At 59.9% G+C, this 25,074-nt stretch carries 15 protein-coding genes; 10 read left to right on the forward strand and 5 right to left on the reverse strand.

The window, feature by feature from the left end; all coding sequences use genetic code 11:
- Positions 1-11 precede the first annotated feature (11 nt).
- Positions 12-4,358 carry an amino acid adenylation domain-containing protein gene (locus tag JFT66_RS05135; RefSeq protein ID WP_198858902.1) on the reverse strand — a complete coding sequence of 1,449 codons (4,347 nt, stop codon included), beginning with the start codon at positions 4,356-4,358 and terminating at the stop codon, positions 12-14.
- A 115-nt stretch (positions 4,359-4,473) separates the two neighbouring features.
- Between JFT66_RS05135 and JFT66_RS05140 the strand changes: the two genes are divergently transcribed.
- From JFT66_RS05140 to JFT66_RS05155, 4 genes are read left to right on the forward strand one after another with little or no spacing between them, the layout of a single operon-like run.
- Positions 4,474-5,649, forward strand: coding sequence for an isochorismate synthase (locus JFT66_RS05140; protein ID WP_198858903.1), 1,176 nt, complete (start codon positions 4,474-4,476; stop codon positions 5,647-5,649).
- A 26-nt stretch (positions 5,650-5,675) separates the two neighbouring features.
- Positions 5,676-7,511, forward strand: a complete 1,836-nt coding sequence (locus tag JFT66_RS05145) for a (2,3-dihydroxybenzoyl)adenylate synthase (RefSeq protein WP_153839833.1) — start codon at positions 5,676-5,678, stop codon at positions 7,509-7,511.
- Between the two features lie 40 nt (positions 7,512-7,551).
- A complete protein-coding gene (locus tag JFT66_RS05150; RefSeq protein ID WP_153872031.1) occupies positions 7,552-8,721 on the forward strand; it encodes a histidine decarboxylase in 1,170 nt (389 codons plus the stop codon).
- Between the two features lie 34 nt (positions 8,722-8,755).
- Entirely contained in the window at positions 8,756-9,079 is a 324-nt protein-coding gene (locus tag JFT66_RS05155; RefSeq protein ID WP_198858904.1) for an isochorismate lyase, read from the forward strand.
- A 137-nt stretch (positions 9,080-9,216) separates the two neighbouring features.
- On the opposite strand, the gene JFT66_RS05160 is transcribed toward JFT66_RS05155, so the two are convergent.
- Genes JFT66_RS05160 through JFT66_RS05170 form a run of 3 tightly spaced genes read right to left on the reverse strand, consistent with a single transcriptional unit; the run spans position 9,217 to position 14,138 of the window.
- On the reverse strand, positions 9,217-11,037 hold the full coding sequence (locus tag JFT66_RS05160; RefSeq protein ID WP_198858905.1) for a hypothetical protein: 1,821 nt from the start codon (positions 11,035-11,037) through the stop codon (positions 9,217-9,219).
- A 12-nt stretch (positions 11,038-11,049) separates the two neighbouring features.
- A complete protein-coding gene (locus tag JFT66_RS05165) occupies positions 11,050-13,179 on the reverse strand; it encodes a S8 family serine peptidase (RefSeq protein WP_198858906.1) in 2,130 nt (709 codons plus the stop codon).
- A complete protein-coding gene (locus tag JFT66_RS05170) occupies positions 13,161-14,138 on the reverse strand; it encodes a trypsin-like serine protease (RefSeq protein WP_152612350.1) in 978 nt (325 codons plus the stop codon). Before JFT66_RS05170 ends, JFT66_RS05165 begins: the two co-directional genes overlap by 19 nt.
- A gap of 280 nt (positions 14,139-14,418) precedes the next feature.
- On the opposite strand from JFT66_RS05170, the gene mexE reads away from it, so the two are divergent.
- The 4 genes from mexE to JFT66_RS05190 all read left to right on the forward strand — a co-directional run bounded on the left by mexE (position 14,419) and on the right by JFT66_RS05190 (position 21,084).
- A complete protein-coding gene (gene mexE, locus JFT66_RS05175) occupies positions 14,419-15,660 on the forward strand; it encodes a multidrug efflux RND transporter periplasmic adaptor subunit MexE (RefSeq protein ID WP_034119543.1) in 1,242 nt (413 codons plus the stop codon).
- Between the two features lie 15 nt (positions 15,661-15,675).
- On the forward strand, positions 15,676-18,855 hold the full coding sequence (locus JFT66_RS05180) for an efflux RND transporter permease subunit (RefSeq protein WP_153839827.1): 3,180 nt from the start codon (positions 15,676-15,678) through the stop codon (positions 18,853-18,855).
- Positions 18,852-20,267, forward strand: a complete 1,416-nt coding sequence (locus JFT66_RS05185; protein ID WP_034119498.1) for an efflux transporter outer membrane subunit — start codon at positions 18,852-18,854, stop codon at positions 20,265-20,267. The genes JFT66_RS05180 and JFT66_RS05185 overlap by 4 nt, the downstream gene beginning before the upstream one ends.
- 292 nt (positions 20,268-20,559) lie before the next feature.
- Positions 20,560-21,084, forward strand: a complete 525-nt coding sequence (locus JFT66_RS05190) for a hypothetical protein (protein WP_198858907.1) — start codon at positions 20,560-20,562, stop codon at positions 21,082-21,084.
- Between the two features lie 718 nt (positions 21,085-21,802).
- Here JFT66_RS05190 and JFT66_RS05195 read toward each other — a convergent pair.
- Positions 21,803-22,834, reverse strand: coding sequence for an AraC family transcriptional regulator (locus tag JFT66_RS05195; RefSeq protein WP_034119496.1), 1,032 nt, complete (start codon positions 22,832-22,834; stop codon positions 21,803-21,805).
- Positions 22,835-23,002: 168 nt separating this feature from the next.
- Between JFT66_RS05195 and efeU the strand changes: the two genes are divergently transcribed.
- Complete coding sequence (gene efeU / locus JFT66_RS05200) at positions 23,003-23,848, forward strand: iron uptake transporter permease EfeU (RefSeq protein ID WP_034119495.1); 846 nt, start codon at positions 23,003-23,005, stop codon at positions 23,846-23,848.
- 10 nt (positions 23,849-23,858) lie between these two features.
- Positions 23,859-25,061, forward strand: a complete 1,203-nt coding sequence (gene efeO, locus JFT66_RS05205) for an iron uptake system protein EfeO (protein WP_153839825.1) — start codon at positions 23,859-23,861, stop codon at positions 25,059-25,061.
- Positions 25,062-25,074 lie beyond the last annotated feature (13 nt).

Raw genomic sequence — 25,074 nt, forward strand, 5'->3', positions numbered from 1 at the left:
CCGCTACCGGCTCAGGCGCCCTCGGCCATGAGCAGGCGTTCAACGTCTTGTGCGTTGCGGCAACGCAAGAGTTGCCCGGGCGACAGTGCGACCGAAAAGTCTTCGCGCACCCGCGCCGAAATAGCCTTCAAATGCTGGGGACGCAAGCCCAGGCTGATGAAGTCCACCCGGTCATTGGCGCCGTCTTCCAGCGGCCGACCCAGTACGCTCAGGTAAATATCCAGCACCTTGTTGCGCGGGGTCGCGCAAGGTTCGGCGGCGTCATTGGCTGTTGCGCTGAGCAGGTTGCGCGCCCGTTGGCGATCCGGCTTGCCGTTTTGCGACAGCGGCAACGCATCCACTCTCAGGAACCGCGTCGGTACGTGGGACTGCGGCAGATGCTGACGGGCGTAGTTACGCAACGCGGCGGTCGTCAGCTCGGCAGCGTCCGGCTGCGCGACATATAGCGCACCAATACCGACCTCGCCCTGGCGCTGCTCGCCAACATCGACCACCAGCACGTGCCGGACCCCGGAGTGATTGATCAGCTCGATCTCGATATCCGGCAGCGATACGCGCACACCACGCACCTTCACATAGCCGTTGACTCGACTGTCGAAGATCAGGGTGCCGTCGCGGCGGTAGCGCCCGCAGTCGCCGGTGCGGAAGGCACGAACGGGCTGACCGTCCTCATTGAGCACTGTCACGAACTCGCTCTGGGCCAGCGCGCCGTTTTCCAGGTAACCCAGCGCGAGGTTGACGCCGGCGGTGTGGATTCGGCCGACCACGCCCACAGGGCAATGCGCGCCCTGAGGGTCGAGAACGAAGTAGCGGTTACCGGGCAACGGTCTTCCATAAGGGATCAGCGCACGGTCGTGCGCCGAGATGTCGTGCCAGATGCTCCAGATCGTGGTTTCCGTCGGCCCGCCCAGGGAAATCAGACGTGACGACGGCAGCAACTCGCGCAACTCGGCAACCACGCCGGGTTTGATGTAGTCACCGCCCTGGGCAATCAGGCGCAGGCTCTTCAAATCATGTGTCGCGCGACAAGACAGCAGCATCTCCAGGATCGCCGGCACCGAGCACCACAGTGTCACCTGATGCCGGACGATCAACTGGTTCCAGCGCACGGCATCCTTGTCTTCGCCGGGCTCCGGAAGCACCAGTGTCGCCCCTGCCGTCAGGCAGCCCAACACGTCGAACACCGACATGTCATGGTGCAGCGGCGTCACGGACATAAACACATCACGCTCGGTCACGGCCCAGTGTTCGAGGGTGCTGCCGATCACGTTGGCCGTGGCGCGGTTGCTCAGCACCACGCACTTGGGCTTGCCGGTGGTGCCCGAGGTATAGAGGTAATACGCCGGTGCTTCGCTCAACGACAGGTCATCCAGCGCGGGTGCGGGCACTGCCGGCCCTGCCAGAAGTTCGTCCGGTGTGGCGAAGGGATGTTCGACCGGCTCGCCTTGAGTCATCACCACCAGGTCGGGTCGACAGTTTTCCAACAGGTACTGCCGTCGTTCACCAGGTGCCGAGGCATCAATCGGCACCCAGATCAGGCCGGTCAAGGCGCAGGCCAGGGTCACTAGCGTGTGCTGCGGGCTACGCGGCAGGCAGATCGCAACCACCTGGCCGCGAGACAATCCGCGCATTTTCAAGGCCGCAATGACCCTGCCTACAGCGTCGCCGAGTTCGGCATACGTGAGGTACTGGTCCCCGGCGATGAGGGCGGTTCGGGTGTTTGCGGGATCAAAGATGTGGCTCGCGATTCGTTCGAGAAAACCCGTTCGCGACGCATCACTGGCCGGGCTGTTCAACCGGTAGTGGCGGCTGTCGATAATCGTCGAGGTATCCAGAGCGAACACTGCGCTTGCAGTGACAAGGTTGATGGCCTTTTCGAGCGCACTCAAGATATCGCTGACCATCGCAGCGTCCATCACCTCCCGTGCGTAATCGATGTCGAACACCAAAGCCCCTTCGGCGTTGGCCGAGAAGCGGATATCCATCGCCACTTGAGGCGTTTGGGTCAGCCCGCCACACAGGCTCATGGGGCTGTCCAGCGACGTGACCGGCCAGGAAAACCCGTTGGTGATCACCACCGGCAGCACCGGGCCCGGGCCATGGGATTCAAACAGCAACCGCGCAAGGTCCACACCGGAAAATGCCAGATGCTGCAGCCCTTCCAGCACGTCCACTTGCAGCTGGGTGGCCCGCTGCGCAAAACCGCCTGACTCGGTGCTCCAATTGATCGCGATAAAGCTTGAACGGTTGGCGAATGCACCTGTGGTTTGCGGCGCAACAGGTACCGCGACACACAAATCGCCCTCATCGACCCAATGGGACAGCACTTCCAGCACCAGCGCCATCAGGGTGGAGTTCTTGAACAGTCGTTGCCGCGCGCCCAGTTTGCAGAACGCGCTGAACGCTGGCTTTGGCACCAGCAGGCTCTGTCGCTCATAACGCGAAGCACCCACCTGGTCCAGCGGTGTGGTCCATGGCAAGCGTGGCGCACCGCTGACGGCGGCGAGTTTGGCTTTCCAGTAAACGGCGTCCGCCTTGCGTTGGTCAGTGAGCTCTTGCGGCTCGGGCGCACTCTCTGCGACGGGCTCTTCGTCTGTTGCACCGTCGAACAGTTCGACCATCAGCCTGGCGATTGAGCGCCCATCGAGGATCAACGCATCCACGCGTACAAAGACGTGTAACTGGTCTTGCGGCAGCTTGAACAGCGTGACGTTCCAGGGCGAACGGTCGAGCTCGAACAGCCCGTGCGCATATGCCTCGCGCAATGCTGCAATGTGCTCCAGCGCATCTTCCGGCGACCTGTCGGTGAGATCGAGTTCATCCAGGTTCAACTCCCCCACCTCACTGACACGCTGCACGAGCCTCTGCGCATCGATGCGTGTCCGCAGGCTGGGGTGACGCTGCACCCTCTCGGCCAAACGTCCGCGCAGCAGCGCAGGGTCCATGGCGCCGCGGTACTCGCGAAACTCTTGCATGGCCACGCCACCGAGTGGCATCTGCGCGCTGCGTCCCAGCAGATAAGCTTGCTGAAGCGAGGTCAATGGCTGCTCGACAACCTCCTGACGCAAGGGTTGATCCAGCACCGAGGCGCATACCGCGACCTCGCGCACGATGGCCACGAAACGTTCGAACAGGTCCGACACCCAGGCCTGCGGCAGCGCATCCAGACGGATGTCCCAATTGATCAGAATGCCGCCGTCAGCGCAGGCGATCTGCGCATCGAGTGCCACTTGCGGCCCCTGGGAAATAACCCAGTTCATCGGCCCGAACACACGCCGCACGCGCGCTGAAAGAAGATCGCCACCGGGCATGTCCAGCGCCGCCGTAAACACCACCGGTGCCAGTTGCGGCGTGCCATGGTGGCGGGACAGGTCGCGCATCAGGTTCACCCCGGGATAGGCGCAATGTTCGAGCAGTTCGACCATCTTGCCCGCCAGTTGCGTACATAGCATGGCCGGGCTGCGGGCGGCCGCGATATCCACGTCGAGCATCAATACGTTGGCAAAATCGCCGATCACACGCTCCACATCATCAACCAGCGGCGGGCGCCAGAACGTCGGGACGTTGAGGCGAAAGACGCGGTCGCCGGTGTGCGTACCAAGGGTCGTTGCAAACAGCCCCATCATTAAGGTGGACAGGGTGATTCTTCGCTCACGGGCTACCTGCTGCAGCGCGTGGCGCTCGTCGGGACCCAGCCATGTACTGAGACGATGACTTCGCGCTTGATCCGGCTGCACGGCGAGAAACGGCAACGTCGGCGCGGGAGCGACGTCCGCCAGCCGATCACGCCACCAGAGACGGTCGCGCTCGCGGGCCATTTTCAGTGACGGGTCGGTGCGCGCCTTGTCGTACCAATCGAAGAAAGACGGCGTAGGCAGCGCGGCGCCTTCGGGGTCCTCGTAGAACTGTGCGAGGTCCTCTACCAGCGTGCGGAAACTCGATGGGTCGATGGCGATCATGTCGGTATCGACATGCAGGCGGAACGCATCGTCTGCCAACAGGCTCACGGAAAATCGGGCCCCGCCCTCCTGGCTCAGGTCCAACTGCTGGTGGGTCCATTGTTCACGCTTGGACAGCAAATGCTGCGTCACTTCCTGCTCGGTCAGCGCACGCAGGTCTTCGACCTCAAGCGGCGGTGACGCGTCTGGCGCGGCAATGGATTGCAGTCCTTCGGCATTCACTCTGACCCGCAGCATAGGGTGCAGCAGGCAGACCCGTGCTAGTGCTTTGCGCAGCCGCTCAAGATCAATGGCGAGGCCATCGAACTCGGCATACAGATGAGCCGAAACTCTCCCTAAAGACGCATGAGCAGTGCGCCCGATCCAACAGGCGGCTTGCATTGAAGTTAACTCTCTCATGGCTCACTCATATGATTGACAAGTCTAAATGATTAGCGTCCTCTATTAGAAACGATAATGATTATATTTCAACATTTAATTTTTTGACTCACTGGCCACGGAGGCTTTCCCCAAAATGAGAACGGGCACCCTTAGAACGAACGAGATAAATGAGGAGCAAATCTTTGATGAAAAACGAAATTTTTCATTCACTTCCGGCGACCGCGAACTAGCTGTCACCGGGATTCTGCAGAGAATCGAAACACCGGCCATCGGCGGCGATGACGCCAATAGCCTGTTTCAAAAGACCATTGCGCAGGCCTTCAAGCGAGCGCGCAAGGCCGGCCAGAGCAACCCTGTTATCGTCGGTGCAATCCCCTTCGATCCCTGCGAAGCCTCTTGCCTCTACATCCCCGAGCACGCGCACTGGCAACCCCGCAACACCCTCGCCCCCATCAACACGGCCACATTGCCTGAACTCATCGAACAGAAAAATATCCCGGACGAGCACGCCTTCAAGCGCGCGGTGGAACACGCCATCGTCAACTTCCGCCTAAGCGACGTGCGCAAGGCTGTGCTGTCTGTGCAGCGCGAATTGGTCTTCGCCCAGGATGTGGACGTGAATGCCATGCAAACCAACCTGCGGGCGCAGAACCCCAGCGGCTATCACTTCCGTGTGCCGATGCACGATGGTTCTACGCTGATCGGCGTCAGCCCCGAGTTGCTGGTGCGCAAGGAAGGCCTGAGTTTCCTGTCCAACCCGCTGGCAGGATCGGCCAAGCGCATGGCCGACCCGCAAGCCGACCGCCGCAACGCCGACTGGCTGTCAGCCTCGGAAAAGGATCATTACGAACACGGTTTTGTGACGCAGGACATCGTCAGCCAACTCGGCGAGCTGTGCACCCAACTGCACGTGCCACGGCGCCCCTCCCTCATCAGCACGCCTGCACTCTGGCACCTCTCCACACGCATCGAAGGCACGTTGGCCGACCCCAGCGTGTCGGCCTTGCAGCTTGCCTGCCGCCTGCACCCGACGCCCGCCGTCTGCGGTTTTCCCACTGAGCGTGCGCGACGCCTGATCCGCTTCGTCGAGCCCTTCGAGCGCGGCCTGTTCACCGGCACGGTCGGCTGGTGCGATGCCCAGGGCAATGGCGAATGGGTCGTGACGATCCGTTGCGGCACCGTCAAGCGCAACAGCGTTCGCCTGTTCGCCGGCGCCGGCATTGTCGAAGCGTCCAACCCCGACGCCGAATGGACAGAAGTCCAGACCAAACTCGGCACCATGTTGCGCGCCTGTGGATTGGCCCACTAACTCGAATTTTCTGACGTGTGAACACTATGACTATTGAATTTAACCACTGGCCCCTGGACAGAGCGCAACGCTATCGGGACGAGGGCTACTGGATCGACAAACCGCTGACCCACATTCTCCAGACCCGCAGCCAGTCGCAACCCCACGCACTGGCGATCGTTTGCGGCGAGCGCCGCTTCAGCTACGCCGAGCTGGACCAACTCTCCTCCAACCTGGCCACACGGTTGGCTGCCAGCGGGCTGGGCAAAGGCGACACTGCCCTGGTGCAACTGCCCAACATCGCAGAGTTCTACATTGTCCTGTTCGCCCTGCTCAAGGCCGGGATCGCGCCCCTCAACGCGCTCTACAGCCACCGAAAACTGGAGCTCAAGAGCTACGCCAAACAGATCGTGCCACGGCTGCTGATCGCCTCCCGCGAGCATGAAGTGTTCCGCAACGACAGCTATATTGCCGACTTCAAGGAGGTCGGTACCAACCCTGAAATCACCTTGCTGCTGGGTGAATCACGTCACGAAAACAATCTCGCTGAGTGGATTGAAACCTCAGGCCGGCGCGCCGCGAACTTCTCCCCCACCGAGCCCGGTGAAGTGGCGTTGTTCCAACTGTCGGGCGGCAGCACGGGCACGCCCAAACTTATCCCACGCACGCATAACGACTATCACTACAACGCCCGGGCGAGTGCGCAAGTCTGCGAGCTCACCGCACAGACGCGCTTTCTGTGCGCCCTGCCCGCAGCGCATAACTTCCTGCTCAGCTCACCCGGCGCACTGGGCGTCCTGTATGCCGGCGGCGCTGTCATCATGGCCCCCAGCCCGGAGCCGCTGACTTGCTTTGCGCTCATCCAGCGTCATGAAGTGAATACAGTGGCCCTGGTGCCCAGTGCCGTCGCGTTGTGGTTGCAGGCAGCGCCGGAACATCGGGAACAGTTGCACTCCCTGGAATTCCTCCAGGTCGGTGGCGCCTGCTTTGCCGACTCGCTGGCCCACCAGGTTCCCGGCGTACTCGGCTGCAAGCTGCAACAGGTGTTCGGCATGGCTGAGGGGTTGATCAACTACACCCGCCTGGACGATTCCGACGAACAGATCTTCACCACCCAAGGCCGGCCCATCAGCCCTGGCGACGAAATCAAAATCGTCGACGAACAAGGCATCCCCGTCGCCGACGGTCAGCCCGGCATGCTCGCCACCCGTGGCCCTTATACCTTCTGCGGCTACTACCGCAGCCCCGAGCAGAACGCCCAGGCATTCGACAATGAGGGTTACTACTACTCCGGCGATCTCGTCCAGCTCACGCCAACCGGCGATTTGCGCGTGGTCGGCAGGGTGAAGGACCAGATCAACCGTGGCGGTGAAAAAGTTGCCTCGGAGGAAATCGAAAACCTCATCGTCATGCACCCAGACGTGACCCACGCCGGGCTGGTGGCCATGCCCGACGACCGCCTGGGGGAGAAGAGCTGCGCCTTCGTCGTGTCGCGCAACCCCAACCTGAAACCGCCCACGCTGCGCCGCCACTTGATGGAACTGGGCATCGCCGAATACAAGCTGCCGGACCGCATCCGGCTCATCGAAACCATGCCGCTGACGGCCGTGGGCAAGATCGACAAGAAGCACCTGCGCCAGCTCCTGGCAGCGGAAACCACGCGCACCTGGTTGCAAACCCGCGTGCTGCAACTGGTCGAAGACTGCGAAGACCTGGACCCGGAAGAAAACCTGATTTTCTATGGTCTCGACTCCCTACAAGTGATGAAACTCGCCGCCGAACTCAAAGAGCGTGGCATCGCCGTCAGCTTCGAAGAGCTGGCCGACTCACCCACGCTCGCCAGTTGGTGGTCGCTGGTAGACACACGGCAGAAAGCCGCCTGACCGAGCGGCTTCGCCCAGTCAATTTAAAAAGGAGTTGAAAATGACCTTGTCCACTGCCGACCAACGCAAGCTTGAGAGCTTCTGGCAGCACTGCGTGACGAACCAATATTTCAATATCGGCTACCCCGAATCCGCCGACTTCGACTATTCGCATCTGCATCGCTTCCTGCAGTTTTCGATCAACAACTGCGGGGACTGGAACGAGTACAGCAACTACCTGCTGAACTCGTTCGACTTTGAGAAGGACGTCATGACCTACTTCTCCGAGCTGTTCAACATCGCACTCGAAGACAGCTGGGGCTACGTCACCAACGGTGGCACCGAAGGCAACATGTTCGGCTGCTACCTGGCCCGCGAACTGTTCCCGGACGGCACCCTGTACTACTCCAAAGACACCCATTACTCCGTGGCGAAAATCGTCAAATTGCTGCGCATCAAATGCCGTGCAGTCGAGTCCCTGCCCAATGGCGAAATCGACTACAACGACCTGATGGCCAAAATAGCCACCGACCAGGAACGCCACCCGATCATCTTCGCCAATATCGGCACCACCCTGCGGGGCGCAATCGATAACATCGCGATTATCCAACAACGCCTGCAACAGGCGGGCATTGCCCGTCACGATTACTACCTGCACGCCGACGCCGCGCTGAGTGGGATGATCCTGCCCTTCGTCGAACACCCGCAACCCTTCTCGTTCGCCGACGGGATCGACTCCATCTGCGTCTCCGGCCACAAGATGATTGGCTCGCCCATTCCCTGCGGAATCGTCGTGGCCAAACGCAAGAACGTCGCGCGTATCTCGGTGGAGGTGGACTACATCCTGGCTCACGACAAGACCATCAGCGGCTCGCGCAATGGCCATACCCCGCTGATGATGTGGGCGGCGCTGCGCAGCCAGTCACTGGCCGATTGGCGCCACCGGATCAGGCGCAGCCTGGAGGCCGCGCAATACTCGGTCGACCGCTTCCAGGCTGCGGGGATCGATGCCTGGCGCAACAAAAACTCCATCACTGTGGTGTTCCCCTGCCCTTCAGAGCAAATTGTGAAGAAATACTGCCTGGCCACCTCCGGCAATACGGCCCACCTGATCACCACGCCCCACCATCACGACAACCGCATGATTGATGCCTTGATCGATGAGGTGATTGCCGAAACCCAACTGACAGCCTGGCAATCCGGGAAAACATCCAAACGAGCCGCCGGCTAAAGACGGCTCACTTATCTATTGATCGAGACACACCATGCAGCCACTTAAAGCACCTGAAGCGTGCGAAAACCTCAACGACATTCGAGCGGGCATCGACTTCTTCGATCGCCAGATTCTCGAATCACTGCAAAAACGCCTGCGCTATGTGAAAGCTGCCGCACAATTCAAAGCCAGTGAACAAGACATCCCGGCCCCGGAACGAGTGGCGGCGATGTTGGAAGAGCGGCGTGAATGGGCAATGGAAGCAGGGTTCGACGTAGCGTTTATGGAAAAACTCTACGAGCAGATTATTCACTGGAACATCCAGGAGCAGATTTTGCACTGGCGCGCGACCTATCCCGAGAGGGCCCAAGCATAAAACTCGGTCGGGCGGCCAAGGCGCGGGGGCACAGCGATCCCGCGTCCTGCGCATCGCCTTCATCGAGAGAAGAACGTGCACGAAGTCTAGGGTCGGCGCCTGGTGCTGGCGATGCCCCCTGTTGTTACTCCTGGAGTTCATTCATTTAACGCCTCCAACTCAGCCTGCTTCTTGTGCAATTGAATCTGCGCTTCGATCAACGCACTCCGCGCCTTGACCACGCTGGCCTGGTTCTCCAGCGCGGTGACTTCAGTCGGCTGCACCAGTGCCTTCCGGGAGTTGAGCAGCGCGACCTGCGCATCAGTAAGGGCTTTCTCATTTGCCAGGTCCCGTAGCTCTCTTGTGTTTGAAAACAACTTAATGGCCGTCAGCGCGTCGATACCCGCATTGACCGTTTCGCCGACTGCCACTGCCTCGGCACGGGGCTTCTTGTAGCCCATTTTTATCAAACTGCCGTCTTCGCTGAATGATGCCGTCAGTTCGTTATTGGTGAACGGGCCATTGTGCAACCCCAGTGACGCCAGATGCCCCATCTGGGGAATGGAACGTTCATCCGTGAACAGCACCGCGGGATCAGTGTTGCTCATAGCGTGGCATTGCTGAGGATTGGCAATACCTTCTTGCTCCGACATAAACCGACAGATACGCAGGCGTCCCGGCAACTGTGTCCGATAGAGAATGCCGCAACGTTGGTCGCCCTCCCCGGTACATGTGCGGCTGGCACCCAGCGTCAGGTCTTTGCGCTGTGATGAAAGCGTATTGGCGGTAATCAGCACTGCGGTGCCCTGCAAGCGCCTGGTGACTAACTGGATTTCGTCCAGGGCAAGCGTGTTTTTCCAAATCGCCTTCGCCGCGTTGGAAGCCTGCTCAGCATCGGCATTCGTCGGCTTACCGTTGGCATCACTCCAACGCGCCTGCGCCGTGATTGATCCATCGCAATCGAGTGTCATGTCAGGCCCCAGCGTGTGGACAAGCCAACGCGCGCTGCCCTTCCCATCGCTGGAGTAAGAGCGCAACTGCACAATGGATTGAGGTGGTGTTGTGCCCGCCGTCGCATCCGCAAGGCCGCTGTAAACACCGTTGATTTCGGGGACGGTCGATTCCGCAGTGGCGGGTTTCTCCCTGCACGTATTGAACCTGGCGCTGTGGCGAGAGGCCAGGACACTAGGCGCCGCACTGGTCTGCCCCGGCACGTAAGTGGAACGGTAGACAACGGTGATGTCGTTCAGGGTCTTGGCAAGTGCTTCGTTGGCCGCAGTCAGCGCTTCTTTTGCGAGCAATTGAGCACGCGCCAACTTGGCAGCCTGGGCTGCTTGGCTACCGTTATGTGGCGATGGCGGGTGGTCCGTATTAAAACCATCCAGTGCATCCGTGGCTTTTTTCAGCTCAGCCTCGCGCTCCTTTGCCGCCTTGCGTAGCACCGGGACCGCTGCCACACTTTCGCTGGCCTTGACACTGCAAGCGAGGAAGTAATGGCGTTGCCTCACGCCGGTTTCGGTGGCCTCCAGGCTCGGCAACCCGATCGCTAACTTGCCAACGCTGACAATAGCTTTGAACGCTTCCTTGGCAACATCGGCGGTACGGTCATCGACTGTCGCATTGACTGACTTGAGGATTCCGCTGGGGTAGCGCTCAAGATCAAAGTTGGTGATTTTGGTGAACGCCGACAACGCCTCGAAATCGATTACCACTTCCTGCCCGGCGACAGTGCGTGGCGTTGCCGTGGCGCGGGTCTGGAACTCGATCTGCCCGACGGCCTGGGGGTTGTGTCGATCCGGAAGAATGGGGCATTGGGTCAAGGTACGCTTCACTTCAATGTCGTAGTGAAGTTCCGGTAAATGATAGCTGGCGCCCTGGGTGATTCCCGTCGGGGAAGGCGTATGCGATTGCAGGTCAGTCGTGCAACTGGCAGTGGTCAAGCAGGCCGCAACCGCTATAGCCGTCCCGAAATGGCGCATATCATTACTCCCTTAGAAGCCACGCATATAGGTGTCTGAACGAATGAATTCCTGAAGATCAGCCATGGCCACCTCAAAGGTTTGCCCTTTTTTGTAGCGCGAGACCTCGCCGGCAGGAACCTTGAGTTCGCTCCTGACCTCCACCACCAGCCGGAAATCCTCGCCTGGCGACGCCAAAAAAGGTGTGAGTTGGTCATGACGGAAGCACCACAACCCGCCCGAAGCGCTGCGCTTGAGCGCGAAGACATGCTGGCCATCGGTCTCCACACCGCAATCGATGGCGCCCTGTACCTGCAGGTCGCCTAACAGTTCGACCTCTTTTTTAGAGGTGTCGCCACTGCCCCCATCCTTGACTCGAATGCGCAGGTAGTCTTGATGGAACATCAGCGCCTTTTCGAGGTTGATACGCGAACGCGAATAAATCTGCGGTCGGCTTTTATCGGTCATTGGCAAGGTTCGCAGATTGCCGTTATCGAACCGAAGGACGCCCTCCAACAGGTCGCCACTGGTGAGCAGACGCCGCTTGATACCCACGGCGCTCAACCCATGCCGCGCCAGCAGTGTTGCTGCAAAACTGACCAGGGCAGTGGCCTGGGAGGTACCACTGAGCGTCTCAATCTGCTCGCCATCCAGCGAGGAGGCCACGTTGCAGCCTAAAGCAGCGATATCAACCCGCGAGTCGCTGTAGTTGCTGAAAGGTGTGAGGAAGCCGTTGCCGTTTTCCGCGGCCACAGAGATGACATTTTCGTTTTTGTTACCGCCAAGACTGGCCGGGACGAACGCACCGTCATTTCCAAGCCTGCTATCGACGTCACGTGCGTCGTTCCCGGCGGCCACTACAAACAAAATCTCCCGGTTGTCGCTGATGACCTTGTGGAGCCGCGGGTCCTGTGTCGATCCATAACGAACACTCATGTTGACGATTTGAGGTTTACCCAGGCCCACCCGAAATATGGCCTCGTTAAGCGCCATTCGAGAGACCTGCCGGGTACCGGCCGACAACGGAATGATGCGTAAGTGCAGCCAACTCTCCTGGTCATTGATGGCAAAGAGCGACGACACGGGGTCCATCCATGGGCCGCCGATGACCAAGCCGGTCACATGGGTACCGTGCCCGGCGACGGAGCGTGGGGCTTTTACGTCAGCCAGGCTGATCACCGACTCCAGGGACACGCTGTCGGAAATAGGCACCGGGCTTTCCAGTTCCTCGTTTCCACCGTTTTCTCTCTCGCTGAGCAGAAACAATCGTTTGGGAAATTTGCTCGCAAACGCCAGTTCACCATCCTGCAAATGAGCGGCGCTGAAGCCGTTGTCCAGTACTGCAACCGTCACTGGGCTTCGAGGCTTTTTATAGTCGCGGCTCAGTACCGACAACACCTGGCGAATCCGCGCGGCGTCGAAGGGCGCGGCGCTGCCCACGCAGTCGGGCAGTGCCACGCCGGCATCGCTGACAGCCGTCACGATCTCATCCGCCAGCTTGGGTTTTGCGCTGACCTTCATCGCAGCCGTAATGGACACTCCATCGGGCTTGACCGCCAACGCGACGACTTCGCGCTCGAAATCCGCTCGGTCACCCTTGGGGGTGAATGTGACCGGTTGAGTAGAGAAGGATAAGGGGACCGTCTCGCCTGGCCTGACCTGGTTAACATCGGCGCGCTGGAAGTACTGCTGCATCTCCCTGGCGCTGCCCGCTCGCCCTATGCGCTCGACAAACTTACTGCTAAGCAGACGATTGGGCTGCACAACGAACTCACCCGGCTTATCGCTGATGTAGAAACAGGCGGGCCAGTTCAATGCGTACACCTGCTCACCCATCGGGCTTTGCATATCGAATGCACCGGTTAGACCATTCTGCTCGCGCCACACCTCTTCATAGCCGGGTTGTTTGGTGCCACAGAGCAGTTCGATCATGGTCTGCGCACTGACTTCATGGGCTGCCGGGTAAGTGGCACGGTCCAACAGCCGGGATTCGGCGTGCGTTGCGACATAGCTCACCAGCGTGTCGGGCAATTCGCCGCGGGTGGCGCGGAACGCCGAAACCTTGTCAGGCTGACCGATTGTCGATGCATCCACCGCAAATGCCGGCGCGCCCGGCGTGGCCCCGAGCGCGCAGGCCAGGGTCACTACGCATCGCTGCCGCATATCAGGTTCTCCACGGTTGTTGTGCCAGAGGTTTTAACCATCACGTATGCGTTGGGGTTGGCTTTTTTCCAGCACGCCAGGAACCGCCCAAAGCGCGGCGTAGACAGCGAAGCAAAGTGCGAGACGACCTTGCTGTCGTCGACGTGTTTTCTTGAAGCGATACCACGAATGGTACGTGCGCCGCCCGGGTTCATCGCGCTGACGCCACTGAACGCCGGACCTCCAGAATCACCTGCGCACAACGCGCTTTTAGTCTTGCCATCCGATTCGCTGGAGAATGAGTCGGCGTCCAGGTCAGTGACCTTGAAATCACCCACGGCCAAGGTTTTATCCCCCGGCTCATCGGCAATATGTCCGGTGGCGGGGTTGAACGTCCACGAAACACAGCCGTAGCCGGCCACCAGCAACAGATCATTTTTGGCCACTGCACGCAGATCAAGGGTATCCCAGAGTAAGCGCTGGAACTCGGCCGGGACCGTACCTGAATAGGGCTCGGCAAGACACAGCGCATAGTCTGCGGGGTGACGGACGCTCGGCATTTGCGTCGTCGAGAGATAGGCCGGATCCACCGAGCAGCGGTACCTGAACGGCCCAATGCTGATGGGCGAGGCAAAATGATTGCTGCCCAAGACGACGCAATGCGCGGCAGTCAACAACACACCCTTGCCGACAAAGGTAGCGGTACAGGTCGAATCGACGCTGCCGGATTGGCTGATTGCAATGGAACGCCAATCTCCGCTCTTGGCCGGTGCGCCATTGAAGACCTGTATATCCGCGTCTTTCAGTGTTTGCGGTAACAAGGTAAAGGAAATGGGCGTGTCTGCGGCGACGATGGCCCCGTCATTCGGGGCGGCAAGCGCCGGTAGGTTGCAGCACTGCGCCAAAAACCAAAAGCCGGCGAAATGCAGATGTCGCCCGTTCAGCCGCAATCTACGCGGGAGAGAAGCATATCCATCCATTTCGGGCTCCGGTGATTGCGTCCTGACATCATCAATGTAGTCACGGCCCCTTACCTGTCAACCGAAGCCTTGGACTTTTCGCAAAAGTTCCTTGCACCTTCAGCAACAGTCTTTTGCCATCAACGCCATTGATAGCTCCCTAACGAAACCCGCATCCTAGAGGGCTAATCCCGCGCTTATATCATTCCGAATGATAGTTACCTTTGCTTCATTCGATTCGTGACATAGCACCTCGCCGCGCATGATCCGCCCATCTCAAATACATTGGCGGATGCACCTCATGGAACAGTCACTCAAACATTTGCGCTTCCCCCTGGCGATCTTGGCCGTGGTGGTGATGAGCGCGTGCGGCAAGACCCCGGACCAAACGGCCGCCATGCCCGCAGCCAAAGTCAGCGTGGCCAAGGTACTGGAGCAACCGGTCAACGAGTGGGACGAGTTCACCGGACGCCTCGAAGCGCCGGAAACCGTGCAGATTCGTCCTCGGGTTTCTGGCCAGATTGACCAAGTCGCTTTCACTGAAGGCGCTTTGGTCAAGAAAGGCGACCTGCTGTTCCAGATCGACCCTCGCCCATTCCAGGCTGAAGTGCGTCGTCTTGAAGCCCAGCTCGCGCAAACCAAAGCGGCCGCCACCCGCAGCGAAAACGAAGCGCAACGCGGTGAACGCCTGCGTCAGAGCAATGCGATCTCCGCCGAACTGGCCGACTCGCGCACCACCGCCGCCCAGGAAGCCCGCGCCGCCATGGCCGGGATCCAGGCGCAGTTGGACCTGGCCAAGCTGAACCTGAGCTTTACCCGCGTGACGTCGCCCATCAGCGGCCGCGTCAGCCGCGCTGAAATCACCGCCGGCAACCTGGTGACCGCCGATACCACCGCGCTGACCAGTGTGGTCTCCACCGACAAGGTCTACGCCTACTTCGATGCCGACGAGCGTGTCTTCCTCAAGTACACCGAGCTGGCCCGTGAAGGTCGGCGTGGCGCAACCACCCCGGTGTACCTGGGCCTGTCCAACGAAACCGGCAACCCGCACCTGGGCCAGATGAACTTCGTCGACAACCAGGTCAACCCGTCCACCGGCACCATTCGTGGCCGTGCGGTGTTCGACAACAGCAAGGGCGAATACACCCCTGGCCTGTATGCGCGCTTGAAGCTGGTCGGCAGCGGCACCTACTCCGCCGTGCTGATCAACGACGAAGCCGTCGGCACCGACCTGGGCAAGAAATTCGTGCTGGTGATGGAAGGCGACAAGCCGGCGTATCGCGCGGTGGAACTGGGGCCGAAGATCGAAGGTTTGCGCATCGTGCGCAGCGGCTTGACCAAGGACGACACGGTTATCGTCAAGGGCCTGCAGCGCGTGCGCCCGGGCTCACCGGTCGCACCGGAAACCATCCCGATGGCCAGCAAGGAAACCCTCGCCGCCTTGGCACAACAACGACAAGCGCTTGAAGCCAGCAACCTGGAGCAAGTGGCGCCGGAACAAACCGCGCCCAAGCTCGCCAGCAGCGCGACTCCACGCGGTTAAGGGATACGACTCAAGATGAATTTTTCCAAGTTCTTCATTTCACGGCCGATCTTCGCAGCGGTGCTGTCGCTGCTGATCCTGATCGCCGGTTTGATCTCGCTGTTCCAACTGCCGATCAGCGAATACCCGGAAGTGGTACCGCCGACTGTAGTGGTACGCGCCAACTTCCCGGGCGCCAACCCTAAAGTCATCGGTGAAACCGTGGCGGCGCCGTTGGAGCAGGCCATCACCGGCGTCGAGAACATGCTGTACATGTCCTCGCAATCTACCGCCGACGGCAAGCTGACCCTGACCATCACCTTCGCCCTGGGCACCGACCTGGACAACGCGCAGGTGCAGGTGCAGAACCGTGTGACGCGGACTCAGCCCAAGCTGCCTGAGGAAGTGACGCGCATCGGTATCACCGTGGACAAGGCCTCTCCCGACCTGACCATGGTGGTGCACTTGACCTCGCCGGATCAGCGCTACGACATGCTGTACCTGTCCAACTACGCGATCCTCAATATCAAGGACGAGTTGGCCCGTCTGGGCGGCGTCGGCGACGTGCAGCTGTTCGGCATGGGCGACTACTCCCTGCGCGTCTGGCTTGATCCGAACAAGACCGCCTCACGCAACCTGACCGCGACCGATGTGGTCACGGCGATCCGTGAGCAGAACCGTCAGGTGGCAGCCGGTGCCCTGGGCGCGCAGCCTGCGCCAAGTGACACCAGCTTCCAGTTGTCGGTGAATACCCAGGGCCGCCTGGTCACCGAAGAAGAGTTCGAGAACATTGTGATCCGCGCCGGCGCCAATGGTGAAATCACGCGCCTCAAGGACATAGCTCGGGTCGAGCTGGGCTCCAGCCAATACGCGCTGCGCTCGCTGATCGATAACCAGCCCGCCGTGGCGATTCCGATTTTCCAACGCCCCGGCTCCAATGCCATCGACATCTCCAACGATGTGCGCAGCAAGATGGCCGAACTGAAAAAGAGCTTCCCTGCGGGCATGGATTACCGCATCGCTTATGACCCGACGATCTTTGTACGCGGCTCCATCGAAGCGGTCGTGCACACGCTGTTCGAAGCACTGATTCTCGTCGTGCTGGTGGTGATCCTGTTCCTGCAAACCTGGCGCGCCTCGATCATTCCATTGGTGGCGGTGCCGGTGTCGTTGATCGGTACGTTTGCGGTAATGCACCTGTTCGGGTTCTCACTCAATGCCTTGTCCTTGTTCGGCTTGGTACTGGCCATCGGCATCGTGGTGGACGACGCCATCGTGGTGGTGGAGAACGTCGAACGTAATATTGAGCTGGGCCTTGAGCCGTTCCCGGCCACTGAAAAAGCCATGAGCGAAGTGACCGGCCCGATCATCGCGACAGCGCTGGTGCTGTGTGCGGTGTTCATTCCGGCCGCCTTCATCAGTGGCTTGACCGGGCAGTTCTACAAGCAGTTCGCCTTGACCATTGCGATCTCGACGGTGATCTCGGCGTTTAACTCGCTGACGCTGTCCCCTGCCCTGGCCGCCGTGTTGTTGCGTGGTCACGATGCGCCGAAGGATCGCTTCTCGAAGTTCCTCGACAAGATCTTCGGTGGCTGGCTGTTCCGTCCCTTCAACCGCTTTTTCGAAAAGGCCAGTCATGGCTACGTGGGCACCGTGCGCCGGGTGATTCGCGGCAGTGGTATTGCCTTGTTCGTGTACGCCGGCCTGATGGTGCTGACGTTCTTCGGGTTTGCTCACACCCCGACCGGTTTCGTACCGGCCCAGGACAAGCAATACCTGGTGGCCTTCGCCCAACTGCCCGACGCCGCGAGCCTGGACCGCACCGAAAGCGTGATGAAGCGCATGTCGGAGATCGCCCTGAAACAGCCCGGTGTGGAGGCCGCGATTGCGTTCCCTGGCCTGTCGATCAACGGCTTCACCAATAGCCCGAACAGCGGCATCGTGTTTGTGACCTTGAAGCCCTTCGATGAGCGTAAAGACGCGAGCATGTCGGCCGGGGCGATTGCCGGAGCGCTGAATGGCCAATACGCCAACATTGAAGAAGCGTACATGGCGATCTTCCCGCCGCCGCCGGTACAGGGCCTGGGCACGATTGGCGGGTTCCGCCTGCAGATCGAAGACCGTGGCAACCTCGGCTATGACGAGCTGTATAAAGAAGTGCAGAACGTCATTGCCAAGAGCCACAGCGTGCCTGAGCTGTTCGGCCTGTTCACCAGCTACACCGTCAACGTGCCGCAAGTCGATGCCGCCATCGACCGCGAAAAGGCCAAGACCCACGGCGTGGCGATCAGCGACATCTTCGACACCCTGCAGGTCTACCTGGGTTCGTTGTATGCCAACGACTTCAACCGATTTGGGCGCACCTACCAGGTCAACGTGCAGGCCGAGCAACAGTTCCGCCAGGACTCCGATCAGATCGGCCAACTGAAAGTGCGCAACAACAAAGGCGAGATGATCCCGCTGGCGACCTTTATCAAGGTCAGCGACACCTCGGGTCCGGACCGCGTGATGCACTACAACGGCTTTATCACCGCTGAAATCAACGGCAACGCCGCACCGGGCTACAGCTCCGGCCAGGCCCAGGCTGCGATTGAAAAGCTGTTGAAGGATGAACTGCCTAATGGCATGACCTATGAGTGGACTGACCTGACCTATCAGCAAATCCTCTCGGGCAATACCGCACTGTTCGTGTTCCCGCTCTGCGTGCTGCTGGCGTTCCTGGTACTGGCAGCCCAATACGAAAGCTGGAGCCTGCCGCTGGCGGTGATCCTGATCGTACCGATGACGCTGCTGTCGGCGATTACCGGGGTGATTCTCTCGGGTGGCGACAACAACATCTTCACCCAGATCGGCCTGATCGTACTGGTGGGCCTGGCGTGCAAAAACGCGATTCTGATCGTCGAGTTCGCCAAGGATAAACAGGCCGAGGGCCTCGACCCGCTGGCAGCGGTACTGGAAGCCTGCCGCCTGCGTCTGCGGCCGATCCTGATGACGTCGTTCGCGTTCATCATGGGTGTGGTGCCATTGGTGTTGTCCACCGGTGCCGGTGCCGAGATGCGTCATGCCATGGGCGTGGCGGTGTTCTCCGGGATGATCGGTGTGACCTTCTTCGGTCTGTTGTTGACGCCAGTGTTCTACGTACTGATCCGTCGTTATGTGGAACGCCAGGATGCGCGCAAAGCGGCCAAGGCCTTGAAGCTGGAGACACAGCAATGAGTGTGAAAGTATTCCTGCCGAGCTTGCTGGTTCTGGCGCTCGCCGCCTGCGCCGTAGGCCCGGACTACAAGACCCAGCAGTTGGAGGCGGCCAATATCACGGCCGCCGCCGACAGCAAAAGCTACGACCATGCCAAATACGAAGGCATCTGGTGGCAGCAGTTCGACGACCCGACCCTCGACCAACTGGTAACCCAGTCGCTGAGCGGCAACCGCGACCTGCGCGTGGCCTTCGCCCGTCTGCGAGCGGCACGGGCCATCCGTGATGATGCGGCCAACGACATCATGCCGGTGGTGACGTCCCGTGCCAGCAGCGATGTGGGCAAGGGCCAGATCCCTGGGCAAACCACCAAACGCGTCAACAGCGAACGCTACGACCTGGGCCTGGACATGGCCTGGGAAGTGGATCTGTTCGGACGCATCCGCCGCAACCTGGAAGCCAGCGACGCCGACCAACAGGTGGCCGAAGCCGACCTGTACCAACTGCAAGTCACCATGATTGCCGAGTTGGTGGATGCCTACGGCCAGTTGCGCGGGGCGCAACTGCGCGAACGCATCGCCCTGGACAACCTGAAGAACCAGCAGGAATCGCGCACCATCACCGTCAGCCTGCGCGATGCTGGTGTAGGCGATCAGTTGGACGTAGAACGTGCCGACGCCCGCCTCGCGGCGGTGGAAGCCAGCGTGCCGCAATTGCAGGCCGAACAAGTGCGCGAGCGCAACCGCATCGCCACCCTCCTCGGCCAGCGCCCTGACAAGCTAAGCGTAGACCTGAGCCCGAAAGACCTGCCGGCAATTGCCAAGGCCTTGCCGATTGGCGACCCGGGGCAGCTGCTGCAACGCCGCCCGGACATCCTCAGCGCCGAACGCAAACTGGCCGCCGCCACCGCACGTATCGGCGTGGCCAAGGCCGATCTGTTCCCACGGGTCAGCCTCAGTGGTTTCCTCGGCTTCACCGCCGGGCGAGGCTCGCAGATCGGCTCGGCAGCGGCGAACGCCTGGTCCCTGGGCCCGAGCATTACCTGGGCCGCGTTTGACCTGGGCAGCGTACGCGCCCGTTTGCGTGGCGCGAACGCCGAAGCCGATGGCGCGTTGGCGACCTATGAGCAGCAAGTGTTGCTGGCGTTGGAAGAGTCTGAAAACGCCTTCAGCGACTACGGCAAGCGCCAGCAACGCCTGGTCTCGCTGATCCGTCAAAGCGAATCCAGCCGCGCCGCCGCCGACCTCGCCGCGATCCGTTACCGCGAAGGCACCGTGGACTTCCTGGTGCTGCTCGACGCCCAGCGAGAACGCCTGGCCGCTGAAGACTCCCAGGCCCAGGCCGAAGTCGACCTGTATCGCGGCATCGTCGCGATCTACAAGGCGCTGGGCGGTGGCTGGCAGCCGGATACGGTGGTTGCCAGCAACAAGTAAGGTAAAGAGCTCCTTTGGTTGGTCGCATCCAGCCAATTTTTAGCCCCGTGGATCATTCGGTCGCGGGGCTTTTTTTTTGCCTGGTCTTCCTAAAATATTGAAAGTTATTTCTGTAATCCAACAACGAAGTACTTTGTAGGTAATTTCCTAGTACCGCGCCGTGCCTGGCCTCAAGGTTTAAGCACCTAATGAGGACTCTGCCTTTTACGTAGATGGGCGCCATGTTCGCATTAAAGTAATTCGCGCTCCCGTCGACAAGGAAGTGTCACTTTTATTAATGGAGCAATGTGCCATGGCTATCATGTTGACTGCCGAGCAGATGCGGTATACCAAGGCAACCAATGCCTATGCTATTAAAAATCCAGAACAGAGAACTAATGCATTCACTGTGACTGAGGAGTCCGTGGCAGCAAACACGCTTAACCTTGACGAAACCCAAAAAATCATCGATTTAAAGAAACACTTAAAAGATTATGACATGACCTCTATCAGCTCGGACGAGCTCAGAAAAGTAGCGCGAGTATTATTTGACAACGAAATGATAGACATACACGCATTTGCAGTGTTTGCCGGAGGGAACTTAGCAACTGGAGCAGACGGTCGCCCCACAGACACAGACATTAAATTCAACGCTATTGCCTTATTTAATGAAAGACTTGAGGACTACAACGATTTCCTTGAGAAAAACCCTGCCGATGTAAAAGAAGATACTTTGAGGTGGCGAAAGGGGATGATAGACGCCAATCACGCTGTAGGTGCACTGGCCTACTTCGTCAATTCCTCCAGAGGTGATTTAACAATTCATGAACAAGCTTGAATCAAAAAGGTTTGGGCAGTGCGCTAATAGGGAACTTAACGCACCGCCCATGCCTGGCGTGGCCTTCAGCGGCCGTACTTGGTGGTGCCTGAGTAGGATTTTACGTCAGGGTCGGAATTGAACATAGCTACTCTATAGGTACCAAACGATCCGGAGTATGAAGCGCTGCTACCAAAGTTCGTCGCAACAGGTTGCCACGACGCGCCCGACTGCTTCTGAATAATCAACTGCGGTGCCCTCCCTCCACCGCTCGTGGAAGCCGTGACATCAATAGTCGCACCCGCACATCCATTCGCAGACGTTATTGTGAACGGACCATACACTGCCGTTTCCACATCTGGCTGCAAAAGTCCGCTATAGCTATCGGTTATATACAGACACAAGGCGGACACCTGAGTAGACAAAAGCATTAACGCAAGGCACGGCAACGCAATAAGACTTTTCATAATCTCACCTCAAATCAATTAATAAACACTCAATTGAAATAACTGAAACCTTTATTCCTCCATAAGCACACCTCACAGTTAAACAACGGCTTTCAGCACACCACGCTTGATATCAACCAGCAGATATCAAGCGCCCGTAAATGCAGGTAGGAACACGTTGCTTACAGTGCACGAAATGAGGTGCCGAATATGCCAGCCGCGTCCTAAAACAACTAAGGATCGCTCTGTCATACCCAGGTGAAGGAATAAGTAAGGAATATCCTAGTCCCGCATCAGCGCGGGGAGAACCGACTTGGCTCGTTCAAAATCAAACTTCGATAATGGCCAGGATTCGACCCCGCCCATTTACGGAACGCCTTGTAGAACGAACTCGCATCTGCAAACCCCAACCGCGCGGCTATCTCGGCAAAGCTGATCTGCGGTTCAGCCAGCCACACAATCGCCAACTCCTTGCGTACGCTGTCCTTGAGGCCCTGATAGGTCTGCCCCTCCTCCGCCAGGCGGCGGCGCAGTGTGGAGGCGGAAATGCACAAGGTAGCCGCAAGGCCGTCGGTTTCCGGCCAAGTGTCGGGAGGCATCTGGCGCAGGTCGTGCTTGATGCGCGTAGCGAGGCTTTCGGGATCGCGGTATTTGACCAGGATGTTGGCCGGCGCATGGGCGAGGAAGCGCTTGAGTTCTTCCGGGCTGCGCTTGATCGGCAGATCGAGGCAGTCGGCAGAGAAGATCATGCGGGTGCGCGGCCGGTCAAAGCGTAGGTTGTCGGAGAACATCACCCGGTAATCGTCGTAGAAACCCGGTTGCGGGCAACGCAGTTCGATGGCGAGGATCGGGATACGGCGCCCCGCCAGCCAGCAGGCAACCCCGTGCACGATCATCCAATAGGTGAAATAGGTGAACGCACGCCTGGGCTCAGGTTCGTGTTCGAGCAGGACGATTTCCGCCAGGCTCTGTTGGCGAACCAGTTGGGCGGGCATGCGCTCCAGCATCAACGAGAGAAACCCCAGGCCGGTTTCCAGGCCAGCGGCCAGGCTGGGCTGTGCCATCGAGGCGCGACACAGGAAGGCCAGGCTGCCGGATTTGAGTTTGCGCGGGTCCATGCCGAAGAATTCATCGTCCTTGCGCCGAGCCAGCAAACGCCACAGACGCGCATAAGCCGTGGCCGGCACACGGGCAGTTGGATGCTCCAGCCACGCAGGGTCAATCCCGACCTTGCTTAACGCCTCGACAGTGGCCGCCCCAGGCGCACAGCTCTGCAACAAGGCTTCGCGCACGAGGTGAATAGAGATGGTGTCTTTTTCCGACATGGGGTGTTGAGCTGTCCGGCTGCAGTCTGGGTGGCCTGCATCATAAAGGCGGTTGCGCTTCGCCACCACCGTTCAGCCCTCGTTCAGCAAAGGTCAATATTTCTTGTTTAGCAATGAGTATCATTATGTTACAACTTAGCTTCCTAACTAGTTACGCCCCGGTGCCCGATGCTCGTTCCGTTTTTAATCATGTTGCGCGAAGGCATTGAAGCCGCGTTGATCGTTGGCATTATCGCCAGTTACCTGCAACAGACCGGCCGCGGCCAGTGGATGCCCGCCGTGTGGATCGGCGTGTTCCTTGCCGCTGCCCTGGCGTTGCTGGTGGGTGGCGGCCTGGAATTGGTCAGCGCGGAATTCCCGCAAAAACAGCAGGAACTGTTCGAAGGCATCGTCGGACTGGTCGCCGTGGGTATCCTCAGTTCCATGGTGTTCTGGATGCGCAAGGTGGCGCGCTCCATCAAGCATGCCCTGCACGAATCCCTTGACCACGCGCTGGCCGGCTCCAGGCACCAGGTAATCGCGCTGATCGCCATGGTGTTTTTCGCAGTGGCCCGCGAAGGCCTGGAGACCGTATTTTTCCTGCTGGCCGTGTTCCAGCAGAGCGAAGGCCCGGGCGCACCGATTGGCGCCCTGCTCGGTCTGATCCTGGCCATTGTCGTGGGCTTCCTGATCTATTCCGGCAGCATGCGCCTGAACCTTGGCGCGTTTTTCCGCTGGACCGGCCTGTTCATCCTGGTGGTGGCGGCCGGCATTCTCGCCAACTCGGTGCAGGCCCTGCATGAGGCCGGCGTGTGGAACCACTGGCAGACCGTGTTGTTCGATTTCAGCGCCGCGCTGCCCATGGACAGCCCGCTGGGCTCGGTACTGGCCGGCATGTTCGGGTACCAGGAGGCGCCGACCGTCAGCACCCTGGGTGCCTATCTGATTTACCTGGTGGTGGCCCTGGTGATGTTCTTCCTGCCCTCGGCGCCCGCCCGACCCGTCGCCAAGACCTCTTCCGCTTCCAGCCAGTAAGGACCGTCTCTTGTCCAACCCAACCCCTCAATCGGCCCCGCCGTCCCGCGCCCTGCGCTGGGGCGTGGCCGGCTCGGTGGCAGTGATGATCGCCGCCGGTGGCCTGTTCTATTACGCCTCGCAACTGGCCGCTACCAAACGCCAGACCAACCACAATGAAATCGCCGTGACGATCCACAGCCACGCCTGTGAGCCCAACGCCCTCACCGTGCCAGCCGGGCGCGCCAGCTTTCGTATCATCAACCGCTCCGACCGTGCGGTGGAGTGGGAAATCCTCGACGGCGTGCTGGTCGTCGAAGAGCGGGAGAATATTGCACCGGGCCTGAGCCAGGTGATCAACGCCAACCTGCTGCCTGGCGATTACGCCATCACCTGTGGCCTGCTGAGCAACCCTCGCGGCACGTTGCATGTCACGCCGACCGCAGAGTCTGATGCCCAGGCCAAGGCCAAGCCGTCGATGGTGGCCTTTATCGGCCCGTTGTCGGAGTTTCGCGTGTACCTGAGCGGCCAGGGCAATGCCCTGATCAAGTCCGTGACAGCCCTGCAGCAGGCCATTGATGCCGGTGACCTGGCCCAGGCCCAGGCGCTGTATGTACCGGCCCGCGAGGCGTATCAGCGCCTGGCGCCGGCGGCCCAACGCCTGGCCGAGCTGGACAACGCGATCAACGCTCGCGCCGATTACTTTGAAAAGCGCGAGCAGGACCCCGCCTTCAGCGGCTTCCACCGCCTCGAATACAGCCTGTTCCAGCAACACAGCCTCGATGGCCTGGCACCGATTGCCCAACGTTTGGTGGGCGATGTCACCACGCTCAAGCAACAGCTATTGGCGCAGTCCCTGCCGCCCGAGCAACTGGTAGGCATTGTGGTGCGCAACCTCAACAGCTTGGCGGATGTGCGCGCAATCAGTGGTGAAGAGGAGCGTTACAGCCATGTCGACTTGAACGGCTTTGCCGCCAACCTGGAGGTCGCCCGCAAAGTGGTGGACCTGATGCGCCCGCTACTGAGCAAGTCCGCTGCCGACCTGTTGCCGAACATCGACAGCGCGCTCAACGCCTTCGACGCCGAGCTCAACGGGCTCAAGGTCGAAGGCCGCTACACCGGCTATGACAGTATCAGCGCCGATCAGCGCAAGCAGATCGCCGCCAAGGCCAAGGCACTGGCCGCCGCACTCGATGGAATCGACCCCGCCCTTGGCCTTTCCGGCCTGCAGTGAGACGAACGCATAC

Origin of the sequence: Pseudomonas sp. MF6755 (assembly GCF_016405635.1) — a bacterium.
Classification (GTDB): Bacteria; Pseudomonadota; Gammaproteobacteria; order Pseudomonadales; family Pseudomonadaceae; genus Aquipseudomonas; species Aquipseudomonas haemolytica.